Below are 3,530 nucleotides of genomic sequence, written 5' to 3'. Positions count from 1 at the left end.
GGGCGTTCTTCTGGCGCGCGCCCGCCCACAGGACGGACGGCATGCCGCCCTCCTCGGCCAACATGCGCGAGAGCGTCCCCTCGGCGGCGGCGAGCAGCAGTTGGAGGCCGCGGTAGACGTTCGTCTTGCCGCACCCGTTGGGGCCCACCACCACCGTGACGGGCGCGAGCGCGAAGTGCAGCTCGCGAACCGAGCGGTAGCCGGTGATCCACAGCTCTCGGAGGGACATGCCGGGCCAGTGTAGCCCGCCCGGGGGTGGTTTGTGGCCTCGGGTGGCGGGACGGCTACTGTGCGGGCCCACGATGCGCTTCAAGTTCGTCCACGCCGCCGACCTGCACCTGGATACTCCCTTCCGTGGCATCTCCGCGGACTCGGCGCTGGCGGGCACCTTCCAGCAGGCCACCTTCCGGGCCTTCTCCCGCATCGTGGACCTGTGCCTGCGCGAGCAGGTGGCCTTCCTGTTGCTGGCGGGGGACCTCTTCGACGCGAAGGACCGCTCGGTGCGGGCTCGGCTGGTGCTGCGCCGCGAGCTGGAGCGGCTGGACGCGGCGGGCATTCGCACCTTCATCGTCCACGGCAACCATGACCCGCTGAGTGGGGACACGGGGGCGCTCGGGCTGCCCGGCACGGTGAAGGTGTTCGGCCCGGAGTGGGAAGAGGTGGAGGTGCGCCGGGAGGGGCGGTTGCTCTGCCGGGTGCAGGGAGTCTCCTACCCGGACGTGGAGGTGCGAGAGAACCTGTCCGCCCGCTTCCACCGGACGGCGCCGGACTTCACGGTGGGCCTGCTGCACGCCAACCTGGGCGGAGTGGAGGGCCATGCCAACTACGCGCCCTGCACCGTGGACGACTTGAGCGCGCGCGGCCTGGACTACTGGGCGCTGGGCCATGTGCACACCCGCGCCGAGTACGCGCTCGCCGGTGGGGCCGTGGCCGTCTACCCGGGCAATCCGCAGGGGCGGCATGTGAACGAGCCGGGCGCGCGCGGCTGCGTGCTGGTGGAGGTGGAGGACGGGAGGACGCGGCGCCGCTTCGTCCCGGTGGATGGGGTGCGCTGGCACCGGCTGGAGGTGTCGCTCACGGGGCTCGGCTCGCTGGACGCGCTGGTGGCCGCGGTGACGGAGCAGGTGGACGCGGGCTGCGCGGAGGAGTTGGACGGCCACGCGGTGCGCCTCACGCTCACGGGCCGGGGTCCGCTGCACCGGGAGCTGTCCCAGCCGGAGGCGCTCGGCCAGCTCGAAGCGGATCTGCGCGAGCAGCTCTCCCGGCGCCACCCACCGGTGCTGTTGGAGTCCCTGCGCGACGCGAGCCGCGCCGAGGTGGACCTCGAGACGGTGCGCCTGTCGGGGGGCTTCACCGGGACGCTGCTGGCCGAGGCCGAGTCCCTGGTGGAGGAACCGGAGGCGCTGGCCGCGCTGTGGGCGGAGGACGTGGAGCTGCGCGCGCTGGGGCAGCGCCTGCGGCGGCTGGGCGTGGACGCGCTGGAGGCTCCCCGGCCGGAGTGGGTGGAGAAGGCGGGGTTGCAGGTGGTGGAGCAGCTTCACGAGGAGGACGTGGCGTGAGCGGGGGACTGCGCATCGACCTGCTGAAGGTGCGGGGCTTCGGCCATTTCTCCGGCTACGAGCTGGAGCTGAAGCCGGGCCTCAACCTGCTGTACGGGCCGAACGAGGCGGGCAAGAGCACGCTGCTCTCGTTCATCCGCGGCGTGCTGTTCGGCTTCGAGAAGCGGGGCCGCACGGATTCCCGGTACGAGCCCGAGGAGGGCCCCTTCGGGGGCGAGCTGTGCATGAGCACGGGGAGCGGCCCGCTGGTGGTGCGCCGCGTGGCGGACAAGCGCGGGAAGGCCCCGGTGACGGTGCACAGCCCGGAGGGACACGAGCTGCTCGCGTCCCGGCTGGACGAGGCGCTGGCGCACGTGTCGCGGGAGCTCTTCTGCGAGGTCTTCGCCTTCAGCCTGGAGGAGCTGTCCACCTTCGAGAAGCTGGTGGAGGAGGATGGGGTCTCGCGGGCGCTCTTCGCCGCGGGGCTGCGGGGGGCGCGCAGGCTGCCGGAGGTGGAGAAGCACCTGGAGAAGCGGGCGGGTGAGCTCTACAAGCCGAGGGGCCGCGAGCCCGAGCTCAACCAGGCCCTCAAGGCCCTGGAGGAGGTGAAGGCGAAGCTGCGCGAGCTGGAGGACCGTCCCGCGAAGTACACGGAGGAGCGCGAGCGGCTGGCGTCGCTGACGCGCGAGCAGGAGGAGACGACGGCGCTCCGGGACAGCCTCGCGCGCGAGCTGGGACGGCTGTCCCGGCTGGAGGCCGTGCTCGGAGAGCTGGGAGAGTTGGGTCGGCTGCGGGCGGAGCTGGCCACGCTGCCGGAGCTGTCGGCCTTCCCCCCGGGAGGGGAGGCCCGGCTGGAGGAGCTGCTCCAGCGGTTGAAGGAGGCCCGCTCCCAGCGGGCCCGCGTCGAGGAGCTGTTGTCCTCGGCCGAGGTCGAACGGGCCCGGCTGTCCGGGGCCTCGGCGGTGCGCGAGCGGGAGGAGGGGCTGCGCTCGGCGCTGGCGACCTTCACCGCGAGGGCCGAGCTGCTGCGGACACTGCCGGGCCGCCGTGCGGCGCTCGGTGCGAGGCGCCGGGAGGTGGAGCTGGCGCTCGGGGGACTGGGGCTGGAGGTGGACGCTGCGGGCCTGCTCTCGCTGGAGCTGGGCGCGGTGGCGCGAGACACCCTGGAGGTGCTGGCGGAGCGCATTGCGGGGGCGGAGACCGAGCGGCGTGACGCGGAGGGGGTGCTGGGGCGGGCGCGTGGGGCGCTGGAGCGCCTGGAGACCACGCTGGCGCGGCTGGAGGCGGAGCGGGCCCGGCTGCCCCCGGTGCCCGTCGCGGAGCTCCGCCGACGGCAGGCGGCCCTGGGACGACTGCGGCCGTTGCGCGTGGAGCGGGAGCAGGTGGTGGCCCAGCGTGCCGAGCAACGGCAGCGGCTCGAGGCCCTGCGGGCCCAGGTGGAGTCCCCGCTCGGAGCGGCGCCGGCGCCCTGGCCGGTGGTCGTGGGCGGGGTGGGGGCGGTGGTGCTGGCCCTCGTGCTGGGGTGGTACGCGGGGGCCGGAGTGGGAGTGCTCGCCCTGGGAGGCGCGCTGTTGCTCGTCGGCCCGTTGGTGCTCGGCCATCAGCGCGCGGTGAGGAGCCACCAGCGGAACGAGGAGGCCCACGCCGCGCGCCAGCGCCTGCACGCGCAGGAGGTGGCACGGGTGCGCTCCTCGCTGGACGTGCTGGCGGGACGGGTGGCCGGGCTGGAGCGTGAGCTGGCGGCGGCGGCGGGTGAGGCGGGCCTGCCTCCCGAGGCCCCGCTGGCGGAGCTCGCGACCCGTGAGTCGGCCACCGCGGAGCTGTTGCGGCAGGCGGAGCGGCTGGAGCACCTCGAACGGGAGCGCGAGGCCCGCCTGACGGAGCGGGACACGGCGATGCGCGAGGCCCACGTGGCCGAGGAGGCGAGCCACCGGGCCGAGACGCGTGTCCGGGTGCTCCAGGCGGAACTGGCCACGCTCCTGGCCACGCGGC

3 protein-coding genes are annotated in these 3,530 nt (G+C 74.4%); 2 read left to right on the top strand and 1 reads right to left on the bottom strand.

The annotated features are described in order from the left end of the window. Positions 1–229 (bottom strand): AAA family ATPase (locus tag VF794_RS06745; RefSeq protein WP_331108360.1); only part of this gene is annotated, 229 nt, incomplete at its 3' end. Between the two features lie 73 nt (positions 230–302). On the opposite strand from VF794_RS06745, the gene VF794_RS06740 reads away from it, so the two are divergent. Both VF794_RS06740 and VF794_RS06735 read left to right on the top strand, forming a co-directional pair. After that, positions 303–1,559, top strand: coding sequence for a DNA repair exonuclease (locus tag VF794_RS06740; RefSeq protein WP_331108359.1), 1,257 nt, complete (start codon positions 303–305; stop codon positions 1,557–1,559). Continuing rightward, the coding region (locus tag VF794_RS06735; RefSeq protein WP_331108358.1) for an AAA family ATPase at positions 1,556–3,530 on the top strand (1,975 nt) is incomplete at its 3' end. The genes VF794_RS06740 and VF794_RS06735, both read left to right, overlap by 4 nt.

The sequence above is a fragment of the Archangium sp. genome (genome assembly GCF_036389735.1).
Classification (GTDB): domain Bacteria; phylum Myxococcota; class Myxococcia; order Myxococcales; family Myxococcaceae; genus Archangium.
Note: the sequence above shows the minus strand (reverse complement) of the source record. Positions and strands in the feature narration are given on the sequence as shown.